The organism is Sphingomonas citri (genome assembly GCF_019429485.1).
GTDB lineage: Bacteria > Pseudomonadota > Alphaproteobacteria > Sphingomonadales > Sphingomonadaceae > Sphingomonas > Sphingomonas citri.
The window spans coordinates 472678-496176 of sequence record NZ_JAHXZN010000001.1; the positions used below are offsets into that span (position 1 = coordinate 472678).

At 72.9% G+C, this 23499-nt stretch carries 14 protein-coding genes and 1 pseudogene; 6 read left to right on the forward strand and 9 right to left on the reverse strand.

Annotated features, from left to right (window positions below; genetic code table 11):
- Positions 1-55: 55 nt before the first annotated feature.
- Positions 56-3097 (reverse strand): TonB-dependent receptor domain-containing protein, encoded by a 3042-nt coding sequence (locus tag KZ820_RS02395; RefSeq protein WP_219747096.1) that lies wholly within the window; start codon positions 3095-3097, stop codon positions 56-58.
- A 184-nt stretch (positions 3098-3281) separates the two neighbouring features.
- Between KZ820_RS02395 and KZ820_RS02400 the strand changes: the two genes are divergently transcribed.
- The 6 genes from KZ820_RS02400 (at position 3282) to nagE (ending at position 11530) form a co-directional block, all read left to right on the forward strand.
- Positions 3282-4304 carry a glycosylasparaginase gene (locus tag KZ820_RS02400; RefSeq protein ID WP_219747097.1) on the forward strand — a complete coding sequence of 341 codons (1023 nt, stop codon included), beginning with the start codon at positions 3282-3284 and terminating at the stop codon, positions 4302-4304.
- Entirely contained in the window at positions 4301-5035 is a 735-nt protein-coding gene (locus tag KZ820_RS02405; RefSeq protein ID WP_219747098.1) for a copper homeostasis protein CutC, read from the forward strand. Before KZ820_RS02400 ends, KZ820_RS02405 begins: the two co-directional genes overlap by 4 nt.
- 69 nt (positions 5036-5104) lie before the next feature.
- Positions 5105-6163 carry an SIS domain-containing protein gene (locus tag KZ820_RS02410; RefSeq protein WP_219747099.1) on the forward strand — a complete coding sequence of 353 codons (1059 nt, stop codon included), beginning with the start codon at positions 5105-5107 and terminating at the stop codon, positions 6161-6163.
- Entirely contained in the window at positions 6160-7329 is a 1170-nt protein-coding gene (gene nagA, locus KZ820_RS02415; protein ID WP_219747100.1) for an N-acetylglucosamine-6-phosphate deacetylase, read from the forward strand. The genes KZ820_RS02410 and nagA overlap by 4 nt, the downstream gene beginning before the upstream one ends.
- Before the next feature lie 29 nt (positions 7330-7358).
- Positions 7359-9833: a phosphoenolpyruvate--protein phosphotransferase gene (gene ptsP / locus KZ820_RS02420; RefSeq protein ID WP_219747101.1), complete on the forward strand. Its 2475-nt coding sequence runs from the start codon at positions 7359-7361 to the stop codon at positions 9831-9833.
- Positions 9830-11530: an N-acetylglucosamine-specific PTS transporter subunit IIBC gene (gene nagE, locus KZ820_RS02425; RefSeq protein ID WP_219747102.1), complete on the forward strand. Its 1701-nt coding sequence runs from the start codon at positions 9830-9832 to the stop codon at positions 11528-11530. Before ptsP ends, nagE begins: the two co-directional genes overlap by 4 nt.
- A 195-nt stretch (positions 11531-11725) precedes the next feature.
- Here the strand turns inward: nagE and KZ820_RS02430 are convergent, their stop codons facing one another.
- The 8 genes and pseudogenes from KZ820_RS02430 to KZ820_RS02465 all read right to left on the reverse strand — a co-directional run bounded on the left by KZ820_RS02430 (position 11726) and on the right by KZ820_RS02465 (position 23433).
- Positions 11726-11998, reverse strand: a complete 273-nt coding sequence (locus KZ820_RS02430; protein WP_308462097.1) for a virulence factor — start codon at positions 11996-11998, stop codon at positions 11726-11728.
- A 105-nt stretch (positions 11999-12103) separates the two neighbouring features.
- Positions 12104-12436 (reverse strand): annotated as a pseudogene (gene trxA, locus KZ820_RS02435) (thioredoxin); the annotation flags it as partial.
- A 39-nt stretch (positions 12437-12475) separates the two neighbouring features.
- On the reverse strand, positions 12476-15928 hold the full coding sequence (gene addA / locus KZ820_RS02440; protein WP_308462098.1) for a double-strand break repair helicase AddA: 3453 nt from the start codon (positions 15926-15928) through the stop codon (positions 12476-12478).
- The gene (addB, locus tag KZ820_RS02445) at positions 15921-18917 is read right to left on the reverse strand and encodes a double-strand break repair protein AddB (protein WP_219747105.1); all 2997 of its coding nucleotides are present in this window, start codon (positions 18915-18917) and stop codon (positions 15921-15923) included. The genes addA and addB overlap by 8 nt, the downstream gene beginning before the upstream one ends.
- A complete protein-coding gene (locus KZ820_RS02450) occupies positions 18910-19665 on the reverse strand; it encodes a nucleotidyltransferase family protein (protein WP_243693840.1) in 756 nt (251 codons plus the stop codon). The genes addB and KZ820_RS02450 overlap by 8 nt, the downstream gene beginning before the upstream one ends.
- A complete protein-coding gene (locus KZ820_RS02455; protein WP_219748056.1) occupies positions 19662-20639 on the reverse strand; it encodes an aminoglycoside phosphotransferase family protein in 978 nt (325 codons plus the stop codon). The genes KZ820_RS02450 and KZ820_RS02455 overlap by 4 nt, the downstream gene beginning before the upstream one ends.
- Positions 20636-21100 (reverse strand): tRNA (adenosine(37)-N6)-threonylcarbamoyltransferase complex ATPase subunit type 1 TsaE, encoded by a 465-nt coding sequence (gene tsaE / locus KZ820_RS02460; RefSeq protein ID WP_219747106.1) that lies wholly within the window; start codon positions 21098-21100, stop codon positions 20636-20638. The genes KZ820_RS02455 and tsaE overlap by 4 nt, the downstream gene beginning before the upstream one ends.
- Positions 21097-23433 carry a sensor histidine kinase gene (locus KZ820_RS02465; RefSeq protein ID WP_219747107.1) on the reverse strand — a complete coding sequence of 779 codons (2337 nt, stop codon included), beginning with the start codon at positions 23431-23433 and terminating at the stop codon, positions 21097-21099. Before KZ820_RS02465 ends, tsaE begins: the two co-directional genes overlap by 4 nt.
- Positions 23434-23499 lie beyond the last annotated feature (66 nt).

A 23499-nucleotide genomic window follows, 5' to 3' on the forward strand; every position in this document is an offset into this window, starting at 1 on the left:
ACCCGCCGGGCGTGACGCCCCCGAGGCTCTCGCCTCGGAAGCGTCACCGGGCCAATCAGAACTTGATCGTCGTGGCAATGGCGATGTTGCGACCGAGCGAGTCGTAGCGCTGCGGGATCGTGTTGCTGCGCGCCAGGCTGATATTGTACGAATCGGGGACGATCGGCGCGGCCTTGTCGAGCAGGTTGTTCGCGATCAGCCGCAGCGAGAACTGCTTCGACACCGCGAAGTTGAGCGCGAGATCGAAATAATCTGCCGGGTCGACGCGGTAATAGTCGGTCAGCGCGCGCTCGGGCGTGCCGCCGATCGCCTCGTCTCCCGAATTGTTGGCGTTGGTCAGCGAGCCGACGTGGCGCCAGTTGAGCGACGCGCCGAACTTCTGGTCGGGCGTGGTGTAGGTGCCGCGCAGCCCGTGGCTCCACTTCGGGATGAGCTGGCCGCAGCCGTTGCCGTAATAGCCGGCGCAGTTGCGCTCGGGCTGGAGCGGCGAGTCCTGCCCACCCGCGTTCGTCGTCAGCGAGCCGTTGAACGACATGTCGAAGCGGCCGACCGACTCGAGGTTGAGCGTGTACTGAGCCTGGAAGTCCCAGCCGCGCGCGATCGACGTGTAATAGTTGGTCGTGCCCTGGCGAATGAAGCCGGTGCTCGACCCAGCCGCCGAGAACAGCGTCCCGTTGGCGTTGCGGACGATGCCCTGACAGAAGAACTGGTCGCCGCCCGAGCGCAGGCAACCGTCAGTGTAATAGCTATAGTCGTTGTAGCCGAGCGAGTCGTTGATCTTGATGCGATAACGATCGACCGAGAAGACGAAGCCGCGAAGGAAGCGGGGCTTCACCACCAGGCCGTAGGTCTGGGTGTAGGCGGTCTCCGGGTCGGCGGTGAAGCCGCCCGAGCGCACCGAGCAGGCGGCAGTGCCATTGGGCGTGGTGCCGTTGCTGCACAGCAGCGTCTGGCTGCCGTAGAGCGCGTCCGACAGGCCGGTGGCGCGACACACCTCGCGCGAGGCGACCGGCGCACCGTAGCTGACGCCGTTGGCGCCGTTGATCACGGTCGGCGCGCAGAAATCGTTGAACGTGCCCGAGCCGCCCGCGGCGAACTCGATGTTGGTGGCCTGGCGGATCTCCACCACGGTCGGCGCGCGCTGCGCCTTGTTGAACGACGCGCGGAAGGTCAGGTCGCTGATCGGGGCGTAGATGCCCTCCACCTTCCAGGTGGTGAAGGTGCTCGGGTTGCTGCTGTACTTCGAGACGCGGAAGCCGCCGTTAAGCTGGACCAGCTCGGCGAACGGCTTGTGCTCGACCAGCGGCGCCTGGACCTCGATGTTCGACTCCCACACGTCCTGGCTGAGGTACGTGTCGTTGCCGCCCAGCGTGCCGCGATAGGACGCGTCGGCGACCGACTTGAGCGTGTCCTTGCGGTACTCGGTGCCGAGCGCGATCGCGAGGCCCTGCTCGGCGAACGGCGAGGTGATGCCGTATTTGCCCAGGTCGCCGGTCATGTTGGCCTGGACGTCGTACAGCGTGCCCGTGGTCGTCGAGGTGCCCGTGCCGAAGAGATAGTTGATCAGCGCCGGGTCGCTGTTGCCAGGGCTGAAGATATCGAACGGCACGCAGCCCGCCGCGCCGCTGGCGCAGGTCGGCGACGCCGCGGTGCCGCCGACGTTGACCGCGTCCTGCAGGCGACCCGGGATGCCGAAGCTCGGGGTATAGTCCTGATGGTTGCGCGCGTAGACGCCGCCGATGTCATAGGTCCAGGCGTCGCCCACCTTGCCGCGCACGCCGCCGGTCAGCCGCACGCCGGTGTTGATGTAGGTGTCGGGACGATCGCTGCCCTCGCCGAGGCGGTAGCGCAGGTCGACCGGTACGCTCGCAATGCCCGCCGCGCAGCCGATCGCGCCGGCCTTCGCCGCGGACAGATAGGGGTTGCCGCAGCTGACGTCGACGGTGCCGCTCGCGATAGTCGGATAGTTGTTATAGGACTTGTCGCGGAACCAGATGCCCGAGGTGTAGAGCTCGGCGTCGGACCCGAGGTCGAGGCTGGCGAAGCCGCCCGCGTTCACCCGCTCGGACGGGCGCTGATAGGCATAGCCGCTGAAATAGTTGGAGGCGTTGCCCGCGCCCGCCGCGAACGGCACGAAATTGCGCGTGCCGTCGGGGTTGTTGACATATTGCGCGCCGGCGTTGGCGCCCGCGCGCGGCGTGATCAGGCCGCTCGTCGAGCTGCTCGGTGTCAGCCCGCACGACAGCGGGCCATTGGCCTGGAGCTGGGTCAGATAGCAGCCGGCGTTCGAGCGATCGGTGAGCCCGACCTCCTCGGTCTTGCGATAGTTGACGAAGCCGCTCAGCCGCAGCGCGCCGTCGAACAGCTTCTTGCCTGCGGTCAGCGTCACGTCGGCGCGGCCACCGTCGTTGGTCCAGCCGCGCGGGCTGCTGAAGCCCGCCGCGCGTGCCAGCGGCGACACGATCGTGTCCTTGTTGTTATGATTGTAGAAATTGTAATTGGCGTCGAGCTGCAGCCCCTCGAAGTCCTTCTTGAGGACGAAGTTGACCACGCCCGCGACGGCGTCGGAGCCGTAGACCGAGGAGGCACCGCCGGTCAGCACGTCGACGCGCTCGAGCAGCGAGGGTGGGATGATGCCGACGTCCTGGCCGTTCTGCGTGCCCAGCCGCTTGCCGTCGATCAGCACCAGGGTGCGTTCGAACCCGAGGCTGCGCAGCTTGATACGCTGGCGACCGTCCGAGTCGTTGTAGGTCTGCTGGCTGTCGGGCGCGATCTGCGGCAGGCGGTTGAGCACGTCCTCGACGTTGACCGGCGCCTGCGCGCGGATGTCCTGCGTGGTCACCGAGGTGATCGGCGCGGCGGAGGTGACGTTGGGGCGCTGGATGCGTGTGCCGGTGACGACCACGTCGCCGGTCGAGGCGGCGGCGGGCGCCTGGTTGCCCTGCTCGCCCGCGATCGCCTCGGCGCGCTCCGGGGTCGCCTGGCCCGCGGTCTGGGTGGAGTCGGCGGGTGCCTCCGCCTGCTGTGCGAACGCCGGCGTGGCGGCGAGGAGGGCCGCGGCGAGCGCCGCGAGGGAGACATGGTGCTGCGACGTCATCGGCGAACCCTCTAATTTGTTTTTATTGGTAAAGCTTACTTTCGCCCCTGTTTCATCAATCTGCCATAAAGGTCAATACCTGACAGGACCACTGACGTGACCAATCACGCGAGCGGTTGCACCGCGGCGTCGATCCGTGCTTCTCGTGCGCCGGGCCGCGCCGCGGCGACACGGAGGGGAGCGGATGACGACGAGACGATCCTTGCTGGCGACGCTCGCCGCGATGGGCGGCGCGCTGCCGCTGGCCCGCGGCGCCGCTGCGGCCGGCGCGCCGGCGGGCGATGTGCGCGTGCTCTCCACCTGGGACTTCGGCGCCGCCGCCAACGACGCCGCCTTCGCGCGGCTGCGCGCGGGCGGCACGCTGCTCGACGCGGTCGAGGCAGGCGCGCGCGTGCCCGAGGCCGATCCGGAGAACCACTCGGTCGGCTATGGCGGCTACCCCGATCGCGACGGTCATGTCACGCTCGACGCGGTGATCATGGACGATGCCGGCGCGGTCGGCGCGGTCGCCGCGCTGGAGGAGACGGTCCACGCCATCTCGGTCGCGCGGCGAGTCATGGAGAAGACGCCGCACACCTTCCTGGTCGGCGAGGGCGCCACCCGCTTCGCGCGCGAGCAGGGCTTCGAGAAGGTCGACCTGCTCACGCCTCCGGCGGAGCAGGCGTGGCGCGAGTGGCTCAAGACCGCCAAGTACCAGCCCGTCGCCAACAGCGAGACCGGCACCTACGGCACCGCCGCGCCGCATCGCACGCCCGGCGGCGCGCTCGACCATGACACGATCGGGCTGCTCGCGCGCACCGCGGACGGGCGGATGGCGGGCGCCTGCACCACCTCGGGCATGGCGTTCAAGATCCGCGGGCGCGTCGGCGACTCCCCCCAAGTCGGCGCCGGCCTCTACGTCGAGCGCGGCGTCGGCGGCGCCACCTCGACCGGGGTCGGCGAGGAGGTGACCCGTGTGGCAGGCAGCGCGCGCGTGGTCGCCTCGATGCGCGCGGGTCGCTCGGCGCAGGTGGCGTGCGAGGAGGTGGTGCGCCATATCGCCGCGCTGCGCGGCGACGCGATCAAGGGCATGCAGGTCGGTTTCCTCGCGCTCGACACGAAGGGCAACGTCGGCGCCTTCTGCCTGCTGCCCGGCTTCACCTATGCGGTGACCGACGCGCGCGGGACGACCACCGTTCACTCCGCCCCCTCGCTGTACCGCGCGTGAGGCGGCTGCTCGAGGTCTGCGTCGAGGACGCGCACGGCATCGCCGCGGCGGTAGAGGGTGGCGCCGACCGAATCGAGCTCTGCGCCGCGCTCGACGTCGGCGGCCTCACTCCCCCGCCCTCGCTGATTCGCGCCGCCGCGAGCGCACCGATCCCGGTCCATCTGCTCGTGCGGCCGCGCGCGGGCGACTTCGTCTATGACGCGGGCGAGCGACGGCTGGTCGAGGAGGACATCGGCGCCGCAGCGGACGCCGGGCTCGCCGGCGTGGTGATCGGTGCCAACGCGCGCGACGGCAGGCTCGACACCGACTGCCTCGCGCGCTGGGCGGAGGTGGCGCGCGAGCGAGCGCTGTCCCTGACGCTGCACCGCGCCTTCGACCTCACCCCCGACCCGCTAGCGGCGCTGGAACAGGCGGTGGCGCTCGGCTTCGATCGGATCCTCACCTCGGGCGGGGCGCCGCGCGCGATCGACGCGACCGACACCTTAACGTCGTTGGTCGCCGCGGCCGGCACCCGCATCAACGTGCTCGTCGGCAGCGGCGTCTCGCCCGCGACGCTGCCGACCCTGCTCGCCACCGGCGCGCGCGAGGTCCATGCCTCGTGCCGCGTCGCACGCGCGGGCACCGGCGACGCCACGTTGCGCCGCTTCGGCTTCGTCGCCGAGACGAGCTACGCGACCGATCAGGCCACCGTCGCTCGGATCGCCGCGATGCTGCGCGACGAGGCCGCTTGAACAATACCAATTTATAACTTAACCCTCTGGGAAACGCCGTCGCGGTCCCGCGCGGCAGGGGAGCCCAGCATGATCGCGACGACCGACCAGCCACCGGCGAAGGACGCGACCGCCACGCTGATGCACGCCGAGGCGGCCGAGGCGGGCGCGGCGGTGGCACGGCTGCTCGCGGCCAATCGCGCGACGCTCGCCGCGCTGGGCGAGCGGCTCCGCGCCGCCCCGCCGGCGGTGGTCGTCACCTGCGCGCGCGGCTCGTCGGATCACGCCGCGACCTACGGCAAATATCTGATCGAGACCTTCATCGGCGTGCCCGTCGCCTCCGCCGCCCCCTCGGTGGCCTCGGTCTATGCCGCCGACGTCGCCCCCTCCGGCGGCCTCTGCATCGCGATATCGCAGAGCGGGCGCAGCCCCGACCTGCTCGCCAGCGTCGCCGCGCAGAAGGCGGCCGGCGCGCACGTCGTCGCGCTGGTCAACGACACCACCTCCCCGCTCGCCGAGACCGCCGACACGCTGGTGCCGCTGATGGCAGGGCCGGAGCGCTCGGTCGCCGCGACCAAGTCGTACATCGCCGCGCTCGCCGCGCTGGCGCTGCTCACCGCCGAGTGGAGCCAGGACGCCGCGCTCACCGAAGCGCTTGACCGCCTGCCCGAGCGGCTCGGCGCCGCCTGGGCGCTCGACTGGAGCGGCGTGGTCGCGCTGCTGCGCGACGCCAGCAACCTGTTCGTGATCGGCCGCGGCCTCGGCTTCGGCATGGCGCAGGAGGCAGCACTCAAGCTCAAGGAGACCTGCGCGCTCCACGCCGAGGCGTTCAGCAGCGCCGAGGTGCGCCACGGCCCGATGGCGATCGTCGACGCCGGCTTCCCGCTGATCGCCTTCGCCACCTCGGACCAGGCCGGCGACGGCGTGCGCGAGGCTGCTGCCGAGTTCGCGCAGCGCGACGCGCGCGTCGCGCTCGCCGACGCCGCGCAGGACGGGGCGGGCAGCCCGGCGGCGCTGCGCGACCATCCCGCGCTCGAGCCGGTGCTGATGATCCAGAGCTTCTACCGCATGGCGAACGCGCTCTCGGTCGCGCGCGGGCTCGATCCCGACTCGCCGCGCCATCTCAGCAAGGTCACCAAGACGCTATGACGACGCACAGCTTCCGCAACGGCCGGATCGCGACGCGCGACGGCGTGCTCGACGCGGCGACGATCGAGGTCGCCGCCGACGGCACGATCGCGGCGCTGCGCGCGGGCGCCGAGCGCGAGGCGGTCGACCTCGCCGGCGGCTGGGTGATGCCGGGCTTCATTGACACCCAGGTCAACGGCGGCGGCGGCGTGCTCTTCAACGACACGCCGACGGTCGAGGGCATCGCCGCGATCGGCGCGGCGCACGCGCCCTACGGCACCACCGGCTTCATGCCGACGCTGATCAGCGATCGCCCCGCGGTGATCGCGCGCGGGCTCGACGCCACCGATGAAGCGATCGAAGCGGGCGTGCCCGGCGTGCTCGGCACCCACGTCGAGGGACCGGTGCTGAGCCTCGCGCGCAAGGGCATCCACGATCCCGCGCGCTTCCAGCCGCTCGACGACGAATTGATGGCGCTGCTGCTCCAGCCGCGCCGCGGCGTGGTGATGGTGACGCTGGCGCCCGAGCGCGTGAGCGCCGAGCAGATCGCGACGCTGGCGCGCGCCGGCGTGCGCGTCTGCCTCGGCCACACCGACGCCGACTATGCCACCGCCACCGCCGCCTTCGCCGCGGGTGCGACTGGCGTCACTCATCTGTTCAACGCGATGTCGCCGCTGGTGCATCGCGCCCCGGGCGTGGTCGGCGCGTCGCTCGACGACCAGCACGCATGGTGCGGGATCATCGTCGACGGCTTCCACGTCGACGACGCCGCGCTGCGCATCGCGCTGCGCGCGCGGCCGGTCGACCGCTTCATGCTGGTGTCCGACGCGATGCCCTGCGTCGGCGCGGCGCGGAAGGACTTCGTGCTCCAGGGCAAGCCGATCCACGTCGAGGACGGCCGCTGCGTCGGTGCCGACGGCACGCTCGCCGGCTCGGACCTCGACATGGCGGGCGCGGTGCGCAACGCGGTGCGGCGGCTCGGCCTTGCGCCCGAGATCGCGGGAGCGCTGGCGGCGACCAGCCCCGCCGCCTTCCTCGGCCTGGAGGCGGAGCGCGGCGCGCTCGCCGCCGGGCTGCGCGCCGACTGGGTGCGGCTCGACGCCGACCTCCAGCCGCTCGGCACCTGGATCGGCGGCGAGGAGCGCGTCGTGCTGCCGCAGCAGGCGCGCGGCGAGCCCGTCACCTGACTTCTCCTCATCCCCCGTCCGGAGCACTCATGGCCACCATCTCGCTGACCGCACCATTGGAGGGCTGGGTCAGCCCGCTCGACGAGGTCGTCGACGCGGTCTTCGCGGAACGGATGCTGGGGGACGGGCTGGCGATCGATCCGACCGGTGACGTGCTCGTCGCGCCGTGCGACGCGCGCGTGCTGGTGGTGCAGCCGAGTGGGCACGCGATCACGCTGGAGACGCCCGAGGGGGCGCAGCTGCTGATCCATCTCGGGATCGACACGGTCGCGCTCGACGGGCGGGGGTTCGAGCCTTTGGTCGCGGCGGGAACGACGGTGACGCGCGGCCAGCCGCTGATCCGCTTCGACCTCGACCTGATCGTGCGCGAGGCGCAGGCGGCGATCACGCCGGTGATCGTCACCAACGGCGAGCGCTTCGCCATCGCCGGGCGTGCCGAGACCGGGGCGGTGGCGATCGGCGCGCCGCTGCTCACACTGGTGGCGCGCGAGGCCGCGGCGGTGGAGGATGCGAGCGACGGCCCGACAGTCCGCCGCGCCGTCACCGTGGCGCTGTCGCACGGCATCCACGCCCGTCCCGCCGCCAAGATCGCGGCGGCGGCCAAGACCTTCTCCGCCGAGGTCACGCTCACCAAGGGCGAGCGCTCAGCCAGCGCGCGCAGCCCGGTCGGTCTGCTCTCGCTGATCGTCGCGCACCGTGACGAGCTGACGATCGAGGCGCGCGGTGTGGACGCCGAGGCGGCGGTCACCGCCATCGCCGAGCTGCTCGCCACCGATCTCGACGAGGGCGAGACCGCGCCCTCGCCCGCTCCCGCCCCGGCGAAGCCGCGCAGGGTACCGGTGGGCGCCATCGCCGGCGTCACCGCATCCCCCGGTCTCGCGATCGGCGCCGTCGCGCGCTGGCAGGTGCGCGACCTCGACGTCCCGACCACCGGCGTCGGCATCGCCGCCGAGGAGGCGTGCTTCGAGTCGGCGCGCGCCGCGCTCGCCGACGACCTCGCCGCGCGCTCGGCGGGAGCGACCGGGCCGGCGCGCGCGATCTTCCAGGCGCATGCCGACATGCTCGCCGACCCGGCACTGCTCGACGCCGCCCACCGCGCGATCACGGGTGGAGCGAGCGCGGCGCAGGCGTGGCGCGACGCCATCCGCCCGCAGGCCGAAGCGCTGCGCGCCGGCGGCGACCCGCGGCTGGCCGAGCGCGCCGACGACATGCGCGACCTCGAGCGCCAGCTGATCGCGCGGCTGATGGGAGTGGAGCAGGAGGTCGCGTTGCTGCCCGACGGCGCGATCGTGCTCGCCGACGACCTGCTGCCGTCGCAACTGATGGCGCTCGACCTCGATCGGGCGGCAGGGCTCGCGATCGAGCGCGGCGGCCCGACCTCGCACGTCGCGATCCTGGCCGCCTCGCGCGGACTGCCCGCGCTGGTGGCGTTGGGTGCGGCGGTACGCGACCTGGCCGAGGGCACCCGCGTCGTGCTCGACGCGAGCGAGGGTCTGCTCCATGTCGCGCCGTCGCCCGAGCTCGTCGCTGACGCCGAGGCGCGCCTCGCTGCCGTCGCCGAACGTCGCGCCGCCGCGCGCGCGCGCGCCGCCGAGGAATGCCGCACCGCCGATGGCACGCGGATCGAGGTGGTCGCGAACTGCGGCTCGGCCGAGGACGCACGCGTCGCCGCCGCCAACGGGGCCGAGGGATGCGGGCTGCTGCGCACCGAGTTGCTGTTCCTCGAACGCGCCACCGCCCCCGACGTCACCGAGCAGACAGCGGCGTATCAGTCGGTCGCCGACGCGCTGGCGGGCAAGCCGGTGATCGTCCGCCTGCTCGACATCGGCGGCGACAAGCCCGCGCCCTATCTGCCGATCGGGCCGGAGGAGAATCCCGCGCTCGGCCTGCGCGGCATCCGCGTCGGGCTGGCGCACCCCGACATCCTCGACGACCAGTTGCGCGCCATCCTCGCGGTTCGGCCCTTGGGCCAGTGCCGCATCATGGTGCCGATGGTGGTCGGGCTCGACGAGCTGCGCCAGGTGCGCGCCGCGCTCGACCGCGTCGGCGGCGGCGACGGCGTCGAGCTCGGCATCATGGTCGAGACCCCCGCCGCAGCGGTGACCGCGGCGCAGCTCGCGCGCGAGGCCGATTTCCTGTCGATCGGCACCAACGATCTCACCCAATATGCACTGGCGATGGACCGCGGCAACGCCGCGGTCGCGGGCGCGCTCGACGGGCTCCATCCCGCGGTGCTGCGCCTGATCGAGCAGACCGTCGCCGGCGGCGCGCGCCACGCGCGCTGGACCGGCGTGTGCGGCGGGCTCGCCTCCGATCCGCTCGCGGTGCCGATCCTGGTCGGGCTCGGCGTCACCGAACTGTCGGTCGCGCCCGCCGCAGTCGCCGACATCAAGGCGCTGGTGCGCGACCTCGACATGGTCTGCGCGCGGGATCACGCCCGCGCCGCGCTCGACTGCGCGGGTGCCGCCGAGGTCCGCCAGCTCGCACGGGAGTTCGCACGATGAAGTCGATCCTGGGAACGCTCCAGCCGCTCGGCCGCGCATTGATGCTGCCGATCGCGGTGCTGCCGATCGCGGGGCTGCTGCTGCGGCTCGGCCAGCCCGACCTGCTCGACATCGCCTTCGTCAGCGCGGCGGGTGACGCGATCTTCAACCATCTCGGGCTGCTATTCGCGATCGGCGTCTCCACCGGCTTCGCGCGCGACGGCAACGGCGCCGCCTGCCTCGCCGGCATGGTGTGCTTCCTCGTCGCCACCGAGGCGAGCAAGGTGCTGCTCACCGTGCCGCCCGAGGCCATTGCCGGGCTGACCGGCGCGAGCGTCGACCTCGCGGTGGCGGCGTGGAAGGCCAAGGCGATCGCGCGGCTGGACGTGCCGATCGGGATTATCTCGGGGCTGGTCGGGGGCGGCTTCTACAACCGCTTCTCGACCGTGAAGCTTCCGGAGTATCTCGCCTTCTTCGGCGGGCGGCGGTTCGTGCCGATCGTCAGCGGCGTCGCCGGGCTGGTGCTGGCGGTCGCGGTCGGGCTCGGCTTCGCCGGGATAAGCAGCGGGATCGACCAGCTGAGCTACGCGATCACGGGCGCGGGGAGTGTCGGGCTGTTCCTGTTCGGCCTTCTCAACCGATTGCTGCTCGTCACCGGACTGCACCATCTGATCAACAACATCGCCTGGTTCGTGATGGGCGACTTTCACGGCGCCAACGGCGACCTGCGGCGCTTCTTCGCGGGCGACCCGAGCGCGGGCGCGTTCATGGCGGGCTTCTTCCCGATCATGATGTTCGGCCTGCCCGCCGCCTGTCTCGCGATGTACCACGCCGCCCCGCGCGACCGGCGCAAGGAGGTTGGCGGCATGCTGTTCAGCCTGGCGCTGACCTCGGCGCTGACCGGCGTAACCGAGCCGATCGAGTTCAGCTTCATGTTCCTCGCGCCCGTGCTCTACGCGGTCCACGCGGTGCTGACCGGACTGTCGATGGCGCTGATGGCGGCGCTGGGGGTGAAGCTCGGCTTCGGCTTCTCCGCCGGATTGCTCGACTATGTGCTGAACTTCTCCAAGGCGACGCGGCCGCTGCTGCTCCTGCCGGTCGGGGCGGTGTACGGCGTGCTCTATTACGGGCTGTTCCGCTTCTTCATCGCCAAGCTCAACCTCAAGACGCCGGGGCGCGACGACGCCCCCGCGGCGACCGCGGCGCCGGTGGCGGTGGGCGAGCGCGGTGCGGCCTTCGCGCGCGCGCTGGGCGGGGGCGCGAACCTGACCAACGTCGGCGCCTGCACCACCCGGCTGCGGCTCGGCGTGCGCGACCAGGCGGCGGTAGACGAGGCCGCGCTCAAGGCGCTCGGCGCGCGCGGCGTGATCCGCCCCTCCCCGACCGCGCTCCAGGTGGTGCTCGGCCCGATCGCCGACAGCGTCGCGGTCGAGATCCGCGACGCGCTGGCGGCGGGCGGCGGCGTCGCCGTCGCGGCGGTCGAGGAGCCGGCGGCCGCCGCCACCACGGTGACGCTGGCGCCGGCGCTGCTCGCTGCGCTCGGCGGCGCCGGCAACGTGCGCGAAGCGAGCGTCCACGCCGGCCGGATACGGGTCAAATTGAGCGGCGCGGTGATCGACGAGGCGGCGCTACGCGACGCAGGGGTCCGGCAGGTAGCGCGACCGAGCGAAAGCGTCGTCCACCTGCTCACGGGCGAGCCGGAGGCGCTGCTGGGTTAGTTCCTACGGGCGCTGAGGAAGATTGTCGATCCGCCTCTTCGGGGAAAGTGGCGCGCGAAGCGCGTCGGATGGGTGTGTCCGGTGGTGAGTCCGTGGTCCCTCCCCGCGCGGGTCATCCCTCCGTCAGGAGTTCGGCCTGCCAACCTTCCCTTGCAGGGGAGAATGGTTTCGATGTCGGCTCAACCCAGGGAGTCCTCACCGCAGAGCGGCGGACAGATCACTCTCCTCGTCGATGCGCAGCATGCGGATGTCCAGCACCGACGGCGCGAACCAGGCGCACAGCCGGCTGAGGTCCTGCACCGCGAGCACGCAGTCGACCGCTCTGGCGGCCTCGCTGACGTAAAGGCTGGCGCCGTCTCGCTGGGCAAAGCCGTGGTGGCGCAGGATGTCGCTCACCTCGCGATAGGCATCGCGCAGCGACGGACTGGGATATCGCCGTTCGAGGATGGTCGCGTCGAGGTCGAACACGATCGCGTACATGCATCCCCCTGAAACGCCGAAGCCCGCGCCTATCCCTAGGCGCGGGCAGCGGCTGCCGGGAGACCGGGCTGACCCGGTCCGGCGATCAGCGACTCAGGCGAGCTCGCCCTCGAGCCACGACTTGATCCGTCCCTTGGGCTCGGCGCCGATCTTGGTCGCGGCCGGCGCGCCGCCCTTGAACAGGATCATCGTCGGGATTCCACGCACGCCGTAGCGGCCGGGCGCGTCGGGATTGTCGTCGATGTTGAGCTTGGCGATGGTGACCTGCTCGCCCAGCTCCTCGCTGATCTCCTCGAGCGACGGCCCGATCATCTTGCACGGCCCGCACCATTCGGCCCAGAAATCGACCAGCACCGGCTTGTCCGCCTGGAGCACGTCGCTCTGGAAGCTGGCGTCGGTGATCGTCTTGGTGGCCATCGTGTTTCTCCTTCGTTGCGCCTTAGCTAGGGCGCGGCGTGCCCGGGCTCAACCGTCCAGCCCCAAGCTTTGCTCCGGCCCCGCCAAGCGCCGCTTGACCGGGGCGAGCAGCTCCTCGGGCAGTACGATCAGACGCGCCGCCGCGGTGTAGAGCAGCGCCGCCTCGACACGCGCGCCGGGCACGATCACCTCCAGCGCGGCGGCGTAGGCGGCCATCTGGCGCAGGTGGTAGTCGGGCACGTCCGCCGCGCTCTCCGGCACGACGCGCGACGATTTGTAGTCGATCACGCGCACCACGCCGTCACCCAGCAGCAGCCGGTCGACCGTACCCGAGATCACGCGCCCAGACGGCAAGGTCGCGCTGATCGGCGCCTCGGCGAGCGAGTCGGGGCCGAACAAGGGGGCGAGCGCGGGGTCGTCGAGCACGGCGAGCACCGCCGCCACCATCGGTGCGGGCTCGGCGACGCCGCGCTGGGCGAGCCACGCGGCCGCGGCCTCGGCGCGACGCTCGGGCGCGAGCGGGGGCAGCCGCTCGAACAGCGCGTGGAGCAGCCGACCGCGCTCGGCCGCCGCGCTGGTGGCGGGTGTCGGCGGCGGGTCAGCGACCGAATCGTCGCCGATCGACGAGGGCGTGAGCGGGCGCGGCGGCTTGGCGTCCTCAGGCGCGTCGCGACGTGCCCAGCCCGGCAGCGGCGCGGCGGGCGCGCCCGCCGCGGTGGCGCGCTTCGCCATGACAGGGGCGGCGGGCGCGTGGCCGAGGAATGTTCGCTCGCTCCCCTCCGCCGAGGGAACGCCGAGCGCGTCGAGCGTACGCGCCGCCGCGGCGTACCAGCTCGCCTCGGGCGGCACGCCCTGCCACTTGGCGCTGAGCGAGCCGGCGATCACCAGCCGCTCCTCCGCGCGCGTCGCGGCGACGTAGAACAGGCGCCAATGTTCCTCGCGCTCGCGCTGCTCGGCCGCGGCAAGTGCGGCGTCGATGGCGCCGGCGCGCTCGGTGGCACGCGGGCGGAACACGGGGACCGCTGCCTCCATGTCCTCCGGCGTCCAAGCCAGCACCGACCGCGGCGCCGCGTCGGGATCGGCGGTGGCGTCGGCGAGGATCACCAGCGGCGCCTGCAAGCCCTTCGCCCCGTGCGCGGTCATCACGCGCACCGCATCGAGCGGCGCGGCGGCGTCGCGCACGATCTCGACCTCGTCGCGCTCGAACCAGTCGAGGAAGCGCTGCAGCGACGGGGTCGAGTCGAGCTCGAAGTCGAGCGCGGCGTTGAGCAGCTCCTCGATCGGGTCGCGCGCCTCCTCCCCCAGCCGCGCCAGCAGCTTGCGCCGCCCATTCAGCGGACCGGACAGCAGCTGCTCGAGGAAGCGATAGGGCGTGTCATAGTCGGCGCTGGCGAGCAGCGCGGCGACCGGCGCGACCGCGTCGCCGCAGGTCCGCTGGAGATGCCGCCACAGTCCGCCCTCGCGCGGCACCGCGCGCGCCATCAGCTCGTCCTGGCTCCAGCCGATCAGCGGCGAGACCAGCAGGCTGGCGAGGCTGAGATCGTCCTCCGGCTGAAGCACGAAGCGGATCGCGGCGAGCAGGTCCTGCACCGCGAGCGGCGCGGACAGCCGCAGCCGGTCCACCCCCGCCACCGGCACGCCCTCGGCATAGAGCCGCGCGACCAACAGCTGGGCGAGCTCGCCGCGGCGCTTGACCAGGATCATCACGTCCTCGGGCCGCAGTCCGCGCCCCTTGCTGCCGAGCAGCAGCCCGCCGTCCTCGACCGCGCGCAGCCAGTCGCGCACCTGGCGCGCGATGTCCGAGGCGTTGCGGCGCACGGCGTCGTCGGCCCAGCCCTCCTCGCCGTCCTCCTCGGCCTCGCTGGTGCCGGCGGCGATGGCGGGCAGCAATGTCACCGCGCCGGGGCCAGCGACGCGGCTGGCGTGGACGGGAATGGCGTCGAGCGAGCCGAGCGCGTCGGCGCCGAGCTGACCCATCGCGGCATCGACGAACTCGAGCACCGGCGCGGTGGAGCGGAAGGATTCGGTCAGCGACAGTCGGTCGAACGGCAGGCCGCGCTCGTCGTCGGGCATGTCGTCGCTGCCCGCCACCTCGCCCGCCTTGCGCTGGAAGTGGCGCTCCGCGGCGAGGAAGGTGAAGGGGTCGGTGCCCTGGAAGCCGAAGATCGCCTGCTTGAGGTCGCCCACCGTGAACAGCGTCCGCACCGAGGGCGCGAAGACGCCGCGGCCGACGAAATATTCGTCCACCAGCGCGCGCACGATCGTCCATTGCGCCACGTTGGTGTCCTGCGCCTCGTCGACCAGCACGTGCTCGGTCTGCTGGTCGAGCTTGTAGCGGATCCACTCGCCGATGCCGTCCTGCTGGAGCAGCGCGACCGCGGCGCCGATCAGGTCGTCGAAGTCGACCGCGCCGGCGCGGCGCTTGGCGGCGGCATAGCCGCGCGCATAGTCCCGCCCCACCTCCAGCGCGGCACCGAGCAGGTCTGCGTAGGCTGCACGGCTGCGCAGCAGCAGCAGCTCGCCGCACCAGCCGTGGAGGCGTAGCGCGTGGTCGGCGTAATCGGGGTCGGCGGGGGCGCGCCCCTTGCCGAACGACTGCGGCTCGCCGTCCTTGCGCGCCCAGACGAGGTGGAGCGTGTCGAGCGTGGCGGCACGTTCGGCCGGCGCGGCGGCCAGCCACGCGCCGATCGCCTCGGCGCGCTCCATGCCGCTCTTGGTGCCCCAGCCGCGGTTGAGCGCCGCGAGCCGGTCGAGCGCGGCACGGTCGACGCGGTCGTCACCGCACGCATCGTGGACATGTAAGTCGAGGTCGCCGAGCGGCACGCCGAGCTGGCCGCGGACGAAGGGCGCGATCCCGCTCGGCAGCGCGTCCAGCGCGGCGCCGGCTCGCGCGCAGGCGACGAGGAACTGTTCCGCGCCCTGCTCACCGAGCCGAAGGCTGAGCCGACCGATCGTCTCGACCGGCGTGGTGCGACCTTCGCGCTCGGAGCCGACCAGCAGGTCCGACAGCGCCTGGCGCCGCAGCAGCGCCTCCTCGCGGGGCTCGAGCGGGCGGAAGCCCGGCACCAGCCCCGCCTCGATCGGGAAAGCGGCGAGCAGCCCCTGGCAGAAGCCGTGGATGGTCTGGATGCGCAGCCCGCCGCCGGGCGCGTCGAGCACCTTGGCGAACAGCGTCCGGGCGCGCGCGATCAGCGCTGGGGTAGTGCGTTCGCCGAGCGCGAGCAGGTCCGCGGCGAGCTCGGTCTCGTCCATCCGCACCCAGGCGGCGAGCTGGCGGTTGATCCGTCCCGCCATCTCGGCCGCGCCCGCCTTGGTGAAGGTGAGGCACAGGATCGCGCCGGGCTCGACGTCGCGCAGCAGCAGCCGGAACACGCGCGCGGCGAGCACCTGGGTCTTGCCCGTCCCCGCCGAGGCCGAGAGCCAGACATGCGCCTCGGGTCGGCTCGCGCGGAGCTGCTCGCCGCGCAAGGTGGGCAACGGTCCGACCGCGCGCTCAGCCACGCGCCTGCTCCCGGCCATACCATTCGTCGCGGCGCATCAGCTGGTCGTACTCGGCGTAGGGCGCGAACTCGGGGTGGAGCTTGGCGGTGAACGCCTCCTCGCCGGTGAGCCAGCGCGCCGCCGCCTGAGCGAAACTCTCGCGCGCGGCGGCGACGAACTCGCCGGTCGGGATGCGACCGCCCTTGCCCACGGGATCGGCGGGCGAGCTGACCGAGCCGAAGCCCTCGCCCTTCTTGGCGAGCGACCAATATTCGAACGCGGTCGCGGCGCCGCGGACGCCGTCGAACCCGCCCTGCTCGGCGATGGCACCGAGCAGCCCGAGCTGGAGGTTGAAGCCGCCGCGCACCGCCGCGACCGAGGGGGCCTTGCCGGTCTTATAGTCGATGATCCCCAGCCCGCCGTCGGGCATACGGTCGATCCGGTCGAAACGACCGTCGAGCGCGATGCCGGAGAGCTCGGCGCGGCCGCGCCCCTCCACGGCGAGCACCCCCCGCCCCTCCGCACGATCGGCCAGCGTGCGCGTCGCGATCCACTCGAACGCCGCGACCAGCCGCGGCTGCCAGAGCGCGCGCAGCAGCGGGTGCGCCGCGGGATCCTGGAGCAGGAGCCGCGCGCGCGGCAGCAGCGCCGCTGGATCGCAGCGGTCGTCGCGCGCCCAAGCCTCGAGCACGGCATGGACCGCGGTGCCGCGCCACGCCGCGCTCGGGTCGGCGTCGACCGGGTCGAGCGGCAGCAGCTTGAGGATGCGGCGCGCGTAGAAGGCGTAGGGATCGGCCTTGAGCCGGTCGACCTCCGTCACCGAGATCGCTCGCGGGCGCAGCACCGCAGGCGGCAGCGGCGCCGGGCGTGCGGCGGGGGAAGGTGTCCCGCCATGGTCGAGCGCGCGCGCCCAGTCGGCCAGCGCGCTCGTGCGCGGGAAGCGCTCGCCCGTCATGGCCTCCAGCCGCAGCCAGAAGCGCGAGGCGAGCGCCGGCGAGCGCTGATCCCGTCGCGCCCGCGTAAGCAGCACGCGGCGCGCGCCGAGCGCCTGCGCGAAATCGTGCGCGGCGGTGCCGATACCGCGCTCCAGCCCGGGCAGGCCCAGCTCGGCGCGGACGCGCGGCGCGAGCCACGGGTCTGGCGCTGGCAGGCCGGGCCACACGCCCTCGTTGAGCCCGGACAGGATCATCAGGTCGGCGGATTGGAGCCGCGCCTCCATCAGCCCGTAGATCGCCAGTCGCGGGTGACGCTCGCGCGGGAGCAAGCGGACCGCCGACTCGTCCATCAGCTGGCGCAGCATCGTCGCGAATCCGGCCGGGGTCACCAGTGCCGGACCGCGCGGCGCCTGCTCCTCCAGCGCGGCGAGCAGGTCGGCCGCGGCGCGCCCGGCGAGGCCGCGCCACGCCTCGTCGCCGGCGAGCCGCTGTGCCGCCTCGCGCAGCCCCGCGACGAGCGCCGCCAGGCTCGTCTCGCCGTCGCCGAACACGCGCGCGATCGGATCGAGCAGGACGCGCGTCTCGCCCCACCACTCGGCCGCGCGCGAGCGGATCGCGCGCTCGCGATCATTGCCACCGGCGAGATGGCGGTCGATGCCGTCGAGCCCCGGCCCCGGCCGCGGCCCGCGCAGCGCGCGGTCGAGCCGGCGCACGCCGTCGAGCCACGCCCCGCGCTCGGCACCCGCGCGGATCAGCGGATGCTTGAGCAGGGTCAGCAGCGCCATCGGCGCGAAACCCTGCGCCGCCGCCTCCACGATCGCCGCGAGCAGGGTGCCCGGCGGCAGGATCGTCAGCGGTCGTCCCGCGCTGTCATCCACCTGGATGTTCCAGCGGCGACAGTGCGCGGCGACGCGGCGTGCCAGCGCGCGATCGGGAGTGACGAGCGCGGCGGTGCGGCCCGGCTCCTCGACCGCCTCGCGCAGCTTGAGCGCGATCGCCTGCGCCTCCTCCGCCGGTGTGGCGAGTTCGACCGCTTCCACCTCGGCTAGCCGACGGTCGGCGGCGTCGAGCCGGGTCCATTTGGCGGTGAAGGCGGCGGGCGCGAGCGCGTTGGCGATGGCACGGCCACGCGCCGCGCCCGCGTCCTGCTCGCTCACCGCGCCCCAGCGGGTGACCTCGCCGCGCGCGGCGCCGATCCGCTCCAGCAGCAGCTTGAGGTGGAACTGCGGGTGAACCTCGATCGCGCGGCGGCGCAGCCCCGTGAGCGGGTCGGGCCGGCGCGGGCCGAGCGCCTCCCACTCCTCCTCGGGGAGGTGCAGGTCGAGGTCGGCGAACACCACCGCTCCCTCGGGCAGGCCAGCGACGACGCGGAGCAGCCGCGCCACCGCCGGCGCGGGATCGGTGATGCCGGCGGCGCAGACGAAGCGCGCGGGTGGGTCGGCCCGCCACCGCGCCGCCTGGCGGTCGAGCAGTTGCACGCGCCGCCACGCCGCATCGACGCGGCCGAGTCGCTCGCGCTCCTGCGGCCAGCGATCGAGCAGCAGCCGGAACAGCCGCAGCGATGCCTCCCAGTGGTCGGAGAGCCCCTCGCCGGGATCGATCGCGGCGAGTGTCTCGGGCGGCACCTCCTCGACGATCAGCTGGTCGAGCGTGCGCGCCAGCTCGCCCGCGAGCCGCACCGCCTCGGCCGCGTCGACCGCGCGCCCGCTCGCGGCGCGCTCCTCGCTGACCAGCCGCGCGAGGATCATGCGGCGCTCGAGCGGGTCGATCGCGGGCGGCAGCGGCGGGACTGCGTCGGCGGGATCGAGCGCCGCGCCGACGGCCGCCTCCAGATCGTCGCCGCCCAGCGCGACGATCCGCGGCAGCAGCAGCGCGCCGCCGCTGGCGCGCACGAAGGCGTCGCTGATCGCGAGCCCGGCGCGATTGTTGGGTACCAGCACGACGCCGCGCGCGAGCGCCATGCGGTCGGCGCCGTAGCGGCGCAGCAGCCCCGCGACGAGCGCGTCGGCGAAGGCGCGGTGCGCCGGGATGGAATAGAGCCGCAGGCCGCGCCGGCGGCCGGGCGATTCAGACATCGGCGAGCAGCGCCTCGGTACGCGCGATCGCGCCCGGCACGTTGACCTCGGACCACAGGCCCTGATGGACGAAGCCGTAGGCGCGCCCGGTCTCGATCGCGCGGTTCCAGAAGAGGTTGGTCGAGAACGGCCCCTCCGGCCAGTCGCGGATCAACGAGGGCGCCATGATCTGCACGCCGGTATAGACGAAGGGCGCGACGCGGCCGGGCTTGCGCCGCCCGGTCACCCGCCCGTCGGGCGCGAGGTGGAAGTCGCCCTGCCCGCCGTGATTGTGCGCGCGCGCGCACGGCACCATCAGCATCAGCGCGTCCATCGTCGCGCCGTCCCAACGCGCGGCGAGCTGGCGGATCGCGTCGGTCGGTCCGTCGAGCCAGAAATTGTCGCTGTTGACGACGAGGAACGGCTCGTCCCCGAGCAGCGCGCGCGCCTTCACCAGCCCGCCGCCGGTCTCCATCAGCCGCTCGCGCTCGTCCGACACGATCACCTCGATGCCGCGGACGCGGTGGCGCAGATGCGCCTCCAGCGCGTCGGCGAGATAATGGACGTTCACGACCGCGCGCTCCACCCCGGCCGCGCGCAGCCGATCGAAGACATGGTCGAGCAGCGCGCGCCCGGCCACCTCGACCAGCGGCTTGGGCCGAGTCGCGGTGAGCGGTCGCATGCGCTTGCCGATCCCCGCCGCCATCACCATCGCGGTGCGCGGCACGCGCGCGCCGGGGTCGGGGCGGATGTAGCGCGGGCGGGTCACGCGCGCGCGCCGACGATCAGCATCGGATCACCGCGCAGCTCGGGCGGCAGGTTGGCGGCGAACCAGCGCGCCACCGGGGCGAGCACGGGCTGGCCGAGATCGCGCTCGAGATAGCCCCAGACGCGTGGGCACAGCGCCGGGTAGCGCGGCTTGCCGTCGCGCTGCCACAACCGGGTGAAGATGCCGATGATCTTGGCGTTCCGCTGCGCACCGAGCACGTGATAGGCGCGCAGGAACGCGTCCCCCTCGCCCGTCGCGGCACAATAGCGCGCCAGCATCCGCTCCTCGAGCGACGGATCGACGTCGCGCCGCGCGTCCTGCAGCAGCGAGACGAGATCATAGGCCGGATGCCCTGCGAGCGCGTCCTGGAAGTCGAGCAGGCCGAGCGAGCGCCCGGCGCCGACCAGCATCAGATTCTCGGCGTGATAGTCGCGCAAAACGGTGACCGGCACCGCCGCCTCGGCGTGGCCGAGCACCTCGTCCCAAGCGGCGCGATAGCCTTCGAGGTCGACCGCGACGCCGATCGCGGGGCAATACCAGTCGGTGAGCAGCCCCGCCTCGCGCTGCAGCTCGGCGCGATCGTAGGCGCGCACTTCGGCGGCAGGATGGCCGCGCAGGGCCACGAGCAGGTCGATCGCGGCGGCGTAGAGCGGCACCGCGGCCTCAGGATCGGCGTCGGCGGTCTCGCGCAGGCGCTCGTCGCCGAAATCCTCCAGCAGCACCAGCCCGCGCTCGAGATCGACCGCGTGGACGGCGGGCGCCGCGAAGCCGCGCTCGGCGAGCCAGCGCGCGACGTCGAGGAAGGGGCGCGGGTCCTCGTGCGGCGGCGGCGCGTCCATCAGGATGCCGCGCCGCTCGCCCGCGACGACGCGGAAATAGCGGCGGAACGAGGCGTCGCCCGCGAGCGGGTCGATCCGCGCCTGGTGCCAGCCGTGGGTGTCGAGAAAGGCCGCGGCGTCCGCCGGCGGCGTCATCGGGGTCGCCATCGCGCTCCCCAAGCGGGCGGCGCTTCCCAAGTCAAGCGCCGCGCGCCGTCCGGCTCGACCGCGAAGGTGAGCGCCAGCGCATCGCGCCAGCGCCCCGCCCCAGCGCGCTCGGGCCACTCGATCAGCAGCGCCGAATCAAGCCGCGCCTCGTCGAGGCCGAGTTCCTCGACCTCTTGCGGATCGTCGAGTCGGTAGAGGTCGACGTGAAGCAGCGGCAGCGCCACCTCGGGCGGCGCATAGGGCTGGACGATCGCGAACGTCGGGCTCGGCGCCTCCTCGGCGAGCCCGAGCGCCGCCAGCACGCCGCGCGCCAGGCTGGTCTTGCCCACGCCCAGCCCGCCCGACAACGTCACCACGTCGCCGGCGCGCAGCAGGGGCGCGAGCGCTGCGCCGAGCGCCAGCGTGTCGGAGGAATCTGCCAGCCGCAGCGAGCCCTGCGCCACACTCATCGCCGCGGCAGCTCGATCGTGATCAGCGTGCCCTCGCCGCGCTCGCTCACCAAATTGATCGTTCCGCCATGCGCCTCGACGAACTGCTTGGCGAGCGGCAGCCCCAGCCCGAGCGCGCGCTCGCTGCCGGCGGAGACGCCGCTCTGCGCGAAGCGGTCGAAGGCGCGCGCGGCGACGTCGGGCGACAGGCCCTCGCCGTCGTCGGACACGATGATCCGCGCGGCCTTGGCATTGCCGTCGACGTGGAGCAGCACCCGGCCCTCGCTGCGTGCCGATCCCACCGCGTGACGCAGCAGATGCTCGATCGCCTCGCGGATGCGCCGCGCGTCGCCGGTGAGTCGGCCGGCCGACCTTTGCACCTCGATCGCTAGCTCGACGTGGTGGCGCTTGGCCGCCGCGCGCAGCGCGTCCGCCGCGGCGCGCGCGACCGCGCCGAGATCGACATCGCCGCGCTCGAGCGGGCGCGCGCCGGTGTCGGTGGAGGTCAGATCGAGCACGTCGTCGATCAGGAGCCCGAGGCGATCGACCGAGTCGAGGATCGCGTCGAGGTAGGCGGTCGCGTCGGCAGACAGCTCGCCGGCATAGCCGCCATGCAGCATCTCCGCGAAGCCGCTGATCGAGGTGAGCGGCGTGCGCAGCTCGTAGCTCATGTTGGCGACGAAGGCGGTCTTGACGCGGTCGGCCGCCTCCAGCGCGTCGTTGCGATCGCGCAGCGCCTGCTCCATCGCGCGGCTGTCGGTGACGTCAAGCATCGTGAACAGCGCGTTGCCATCGGGCAGCGGCACCGCGGCGAACTCGAAGTTACGCCCGTCCGCCAAGGCGATATGCCCCGCGCGCTGCTGGCGCTCGACGGTGGCGACGCGCACCAGCTCGGCGATCGAGCGCGCACGCCGCGGGTTGGAGAGCTTGGCCGCCACCTTCTCGGCGATGACGTCGACCCGCGGATGGCCGGTGAGGAACTCTTCGTCGAGATCCCACAGCGCACGGAAGCGATTGTTCCACAGCTGCAACCGTCCGTCGGCGGCGAAGACCCCCAGCGCCTCGAACAGGTTGTCGAAGGTGGCGGTGCGGACGCGCAGCAGCGTGTCGCGCGCGCTGGCGAGCTGGACCTGCTCGGTGCGGTCCTCGAAGATCAGCAGCAGCCCGCCGTCGGGCAGCGGCTGCGCGACGACGCGCAGGTGCGTGCCGCCCGGCAGGTGCCAATTCTCCTCGATCGCGCCCTCGGCGTCGACGAACCATCCGCGCCGCTCAGCTTTCCAGCCCGGGAAGTCGCGTACCTCGGGCACGCGGTTGGCCTCGCGCATCCGCTCCAGCACGCGATCGAACTCGGGGCGGTCGGCGAGCCACTCCAGTCGCATCGCGAACATGCGGCGGAACGGCTGGTTGCAGAAGACCAGGCTGCGGTCGCGCCCGAACTGCGCCACGCCGGCGGAGAGGCGGTCCAGCATCGCCCGCTGCGCCTCGGCGAAGCGGCGCTCGCGCGCGTGGCTCTGCTCCAGTTCCTCGATGTCGATCGCGTAACCGGCGACCCCGCCGACTGGCAGCGGCACGTCGTGGATCCGCAGCGACCGCCGCGCCCCGCCGATCGTGGCGGGCAAGACGCGTTGCTGCGGCCGGCCCTCGGCGAGCGCCACCTCCGCGCCGGCGCTGGGACCACCCTGCCCCGAACCATCGACGAGCTCGAGCCCGCGCCCGACCACGTCGGCGGCGTCGCTGCCCTCGACCGCGCTGACATAGGCGGAGTTGACGATCGCGATGTGCAGATCGGTGTCGCGATACCACATCGGCAGCGGTGCCGCCTCGACCAGGCCGGTGAGCGCGTCGAAGGCGTCGGACAGCTCGGCATATTCGGCGCGGAGCCGGCGGCGCTCGCCCTCGCTGACGGTCGAGTCGTAGAACCACAGCAGCACCGCGCTGCCGCGCCGCTCGCCCTGCACCGTCAGCGTGCGTTGGCCGTCGCGCGCGTGCAGGCTGCGCGTGAAGCCGCGTGCCGAGCGCTGGCACGCCGACAGCTCGCGCGCCATCGCCTCGGCGTCGGACGAGTCCATGCCCCAGCCCGCCGCCTCCAGCTCCTGCAGATAGGAGGGCACCCCCGAGAGGCCGAGCCAGTCGGCGACGCGACGGGCCATCTCGACGCGTCCGTCGGGATGAACCACCACCGGCTGCATCGGCGCCACCGCCAGCAGCGACTCGAGCGCGTCGCGCCCGCGGATCGCCCCCGCCGCGGCGGCACGCGCGCGCAGCCCGAGTGCGAGCAGCACCGCACCGGCGACCAGCAGCAGCGCCACGACGGTGCCGACGATCACCGCGGTAGCGGGCGCGATCGTGATCATGGACGCTGCACCATGGCACGCAGGGACGGCATGTCCCGTGATTTAGCAAGCCCTTCGCGCGGGAAA

Coding starts and splice junctions, on each gene's coding strand:
- KZ820_RS02395 (WP_219747096.1), bottom strand. CDS start 3,097: ATGACGTCGCAGCACCATGTCTCCCTCGCGGCGCTCGCCGCGGCCCTC.
- KZ820_RS02400 (WP_219747097.1), top strand. CDS start 3,282: ATGACGACGAGACGATCCTTGCTGGCGACGCTCGCCGCGATGGGCGGC.
- KZ820_RS02410 (WP_219747099.1), top strand. CDS start 5,105: ATGATCGCGACGACCGACCAGCCACCGGCGAAGGACGCGACCGCCACG.
- nagA (WP_219747100.1), top strand. CDS start 6,160: ATGACGACGCACAGCTTCCGCAACGGCCGGATCGCGACGCGCGACGGC.
- ptsP (WP_219747101.1), top strand. CDS start 7,359: ATGGCCACCATCTCGCTGACCGCACCATTGGAGGGCTGGGTCAGCCCG.
- nagE (WP_219747102.1), top strand. CDS start 9,830: ATGAAGTCGATCCTGGGAACGCTCCAGCCGCTCGGCCGCGCATTGATG.
- addB (WP_219747105.1), bottom strand. CDS start 18,917: ATGTCTGAATCGCCCGGCCGCCGGCGCGGCCTGCGGCTCTATTCCATC.
- KZ820_RS02455 (WP_219748056.1), bottom strand. CDS start 20,639: ATGACGCCGCCGGCGGACGCCGCGGCCTTTCTCGACACCCACGGCTGG.
- tsaE (WP_219747106.1), bottom strand. CDS start 21,100: ATGAGTGTGGCGCAGGGCTCGCTGCGGCTGGCAGATTCCTCCGACACG.
- KZ820_RS02465 (WP_219747107.1), bottom strand. CDS start 23,433: ATGATCACGATCGCGCCCGCTACCGCGGTGATCGTCGGCACCGTCGTG.